The organism is Candidatus Desulfatibia sp., assembly GCF_036446775.1.
Classification (GTDB): domain Bacteria; phylum Desulfobacterota; class Desulfobacteria; order Desulfobacterales; family UBA11574; genus Desulfatibia_A.
Map to the genome: position 1 here is coordinate 1 of NZ_JAZFTO010000165.1, position 3,285 is coordinate 3,285.

Here is a 3,285-nt window from a genome sequence, read left to right on the forward strand (position 1 = left end):
CAACAGATGTAGTATCAGAAGAAGGAACGACAGATCCGGATTATAGGGCATTTTTGCGACAAGACGCGTTTCAACGAGTACAAGCATTGCTAAAAAGCTTAGATTTTGAAATAAATTGATTGTGCGCTATATCCATTCCCGCATCAATAGAAAGCTTGTAGGCGGGGCTCTGCGGGACTTCGGACTTCCGGGGGGTAGGGGTGCATAAAATTATAAGTTTCTATTCGGCCCAGAGCGAAGAATTAGAAAATTAGCTCAAATCTTGACTTGAGGGTGTGAAATATTGTTTGGTGTCGCCTCTTGAATTGTGAATATTATTCAAGACGCGATACCATTTCGACACCATTTTCTGAGGTCGCAAGCTGCTCTCCGAACAACTGGAGAATATCTACACCCTCATTGGGCAAATATCGGCGCCATAACATAAGCTGGAAGGGAAACGAATCAAAATGCCCATGTCACAAAACGAATTGGAGGATCTGCAATATGCAAAAGAACTTTTAGAAAACCCGGGGCTGGCTGCAAGAATAACCGATGCATTGGGAACAGCTATTGATAAAGGGTTTGAGCGTCTGCCCGCCAAATGGTCAGATGTGGTTCAACAGGCTACAAAAGAATCATTGCGCAAGGCACTGGAATTTGCGGTCATGACCATGGATGATCGGCCAAGGGTATCTTCTTGGAGTTTTTTGCACAAAATGCTTGCTGCAACTTCCGGTGCAGTAGGTGGCGCCTTTGGCCTTCCGGCACTTACGGTGGAGTTGCCTGTCTCAACAATCATCATGCTCCGTTCCATTGCCGATATCGCGCGGAGCGAAGGTGAAAAGATCAAAACGCTCGAAGCATAGATCATTTTCAAGACATGGGCCGGGGTCATTTTATTGTACGCAGGCTTGAGAGGGTCTACGGGACTGACGAGGTTAAACGTCAATACGAGAAACTGTGATTAGCAAGGGGGGCATCCCTTAAAAAAGGCGTCCTAACGTACATAAAATTATAAGTTTCTATTTTTCGTCAGCACTTTCATCTGTCTTTTTAAATCGATCCGCCTGTTGTTGCGCGGCTTTATTGATATCTTTTTTCATCTGGTCCATTCGATCGATATCTTTCTTTCCGGTGAGTTCCTTCACCACGTCATCCACCTGCTCGCGAGTTTCAGTCCCTTCACAGCCCGCAATGGCCAAAAAGGCGAATAAAACAAGAACCACGAGAGACTTGCGGGACGTTCACTTCTTCCTCCAAAAAAGTTCTCGACATGGTCAGTTAATAAATTCACCAAATTATAAGTTTTCAACAATTGTTGAAAATATGTTATTTATTGAAAATATCAGTTGACAAACATCATTTTCATTGTTTATAATATTTTCAACAATTGTTGAAAAGGATAAAAATGATGAAAAATCAAACTTTGAGTCTATCTGCCGCCAAGGCCATCGAAGACTGTCTGAGTGATATTCCGTTTATGAAGGTGATCGAAAAGGAAACTTCATTGAATGACGCCGGTCCGGATTACATCCTTCACTTAGAAACTCCTTTTGGGCGGAAAGCAATTTATGTCGAAATAAGTGCAAGCGGCCAGCCCCGGTTTGCACGCATCCTAATCGAAAAGGTGAGCTTTCTGGCTGAAGAACCCAAGATTTACCGGATATTTGTTGCGCCCTTTATATCTGAAATAACGGGTAAAATGTTACGCAACGCCGGTATAGGATTTGTCGATCTGGCTGGAAACTGTTTCATTTCATTTGGTGGTCTCTACATACAAAAAGAAGGCAAAAAAAATCCATATTTGAGCCGGCGCCAATTCAACTCCTTATTCAAAATAAAAGCATCCCGCGTACTACGGGTATTATTGTTCAATCCAAACATGTATTGGAAAATTGCGCCGTTGGCGAAAGAAGCCAAAGTAAGTGTCGGGCATGTGTATAATGTTAAGGAGGAGTTGCTCAATCGTGAGTTGGCTGTCGTCGACAATAGAGGGATGAGATTAAGTGAGCCGGAAAGTCTCCTGCAAGAATGGTGCAATAATTATCAATTCGAAGGCACCCAAATTCAAAGCTTTTATTCGCTTTCAAAAATGGCCCAATTGGAAAAACAAATAGAGGAGGTTTGCAGTAAAGGAAAAGTGCGATATGCGCTTTCTGGTTTTGCCGGCGCAGCCCGGTTGGCGCCTTTCGTCCGTTACCATAGAATCCATTGTTACGTGGAAGGCAGCATTGATGATTTGGCAAAGCGTCTGGATCTTAAATCCGTGACCAGTGGGGAAAACATAATTTTCATGAATCCTTCCGATGACGGTGTGTTTTATTATACACAGCGCATTGAAGGGGTGCATTTGGTTTCCCCAATACAGCTTTATCTCGATTTAAATACTTTATCTGATCGGGGAAAAGAAGCTGCTGACTTCATTTATAATGAAGTCATAAAGCCAAAATGGGGAAAATAAAATGATCGACTACAGCGATCGAGTTGTCAGAGCCGCTCATCAGGTTCTACTTGAAGTTTTTCAGCTTTTAGAAAAATTTCATGAAAGTCTTATTCTGATTGGAGGCTGGGTGCCTATTATGATTATTCCAGATGCTGTAGAAAAACATGTAGGCACTATCGATGTGGATTTGGCCATAAACGGCAGGACTCTGATCGAAACCGGTTCGGAAACTATGGCAGAGATTCTATTATCCAACGGATATCGGCACGGTACAGAGCCGGGTCGATATATGAGACAGATAATTATTGACGAGCAGTTGATAAATGTGCCGGTTGACTTTTTCACTAGCGAACAAAGCTATATGCCAAGAAATGAATTTTTCGATATTACCGGAATCAGTGCTATTGCCGCACCGGGTTGCGAGCTTGGTTTTGATGTTAAAAAGAAAGTCAGAGTTGAGGGGGTACTTCCGAATGGGAAGCAGTATTCGGCGGAAATCAAATCCGCCGGAATTATGGCTCTAATTGTTATGAAAGCTCATGCGATGAACATTCGAAGCAAAACAAAAGATGCATATGATATCTGGTTCTGCCTGGCCAACAACCCCGGTGGGGTTGACATCGTGGCGCAGGAGTTTCTTCCGCAGTTAAAAAAAGGCAGTGTAAAAAATGCATTAACTTTGCTGTCTATATATTTTGGATCTATTAAGGCCCGAGGGCCAACAGATGTAGTATCAGAAGAAGGAACGACAGATCCGGATTATAGGGCATTTTTGCGACAAGACGCGTTTCAACGAGTACAAGCATTGCTAAAAAGCTTAGATTTTGAAATAAATTGATTGTGCGCTATATCCATTCCCG

The 3,285-nt window shown here is 42.8% G+C and carries 4 protein-coding genes; 3 read left to right on the forward strand and 1 reads right to left on the reverse strand.

The features are described 5' to 3' along the window. The first annotated feature begins 449 nt into the window (after window positions 1–449). A complete protein-coding gene (locus V3S16_RS08210) occupies window positions 450–848 on the forward strand; it encodes an EcsC family protein (RefSeq protein ID WP_413884193.1) in 399 nt (132 codons plus the stop codon). Window positions 849–1,004: 156 nt separating this feature from the next. On the opposite strand, the gene V3S16_RS08215 is transcribed toward V3S16_RS08210, so the two are convergent. After that, window positions 1,005–1,208 (reverse strand): hypothetical protein, encoded by a 204-nt coding sequence (locus V3S16_RS08215; protein WP_413884194.1) that lies wholly within the window; start codon window positions 1,206–1,208, stop codon window positions 1,005–1,007. Between the two features lie 182 nt (window positions 1,209–1,390). Between V3S16_RS08215 and V3S16_RS08220 the strand changes: the two genes are divergently transcribed. Together V3S16_RS08220 and V3S16_RS08225 are read left to right on the forward strand one after the other, a co-directional pair. After that, window positions 1,391–2,443 carry a type IV toxin-antitoxin system AbiEi family antitoxin gene (locus V3S16_RS08220; RefSeq protein ID WP_413884195.1) on the forward strand — a complete coding sequence of 351 codons (1,053 nt, stop codon included), beginning with the start codon at window positions 1,391–1,393 and terminating at the stop codon, window positions 2,441–2,443. A gap of 1 nt (window position 2,444) precedes the next feature. Continuing rightward, window positions 2,445–3,263: a hypothetical protein gene (locus tag V3S16_RS08225; protein WP_413884196.1), complete on the forward strand. Its 819-nt coding sequence runs from the start codon at window positions 2,445–2,447 to the stop codon at window positions 3,261–3,263. The last annotated feature ends 22 nt before the right edge of the window (window positions 3,264–3,285 follow it).

Bases quoted from the DNA above. Each gene is read 5' to 3' on its own strand.
- V3S16_RS08210 (WP_413884193.1), top strand. From the start codon at position 450: ATGCCCATGTCACAAAACGAATTGGAGGATCTGCAATATGCAAAAGAA.
- V3S16_RS08220 (WP_413884195.1), top strand. From the start codon at position 1,391: ATGATGAAAAATCAAACTTTGAGTCTATCTGCCGCCAAGGCCATCGAA.
- V3S16_RS08225 (WP_413884196.1), top strand. From the start codon at position 2,445: ATGATCGACTACAGCGATCGAGTTGTCAGAGCCGCTCATCAGGTTCTA.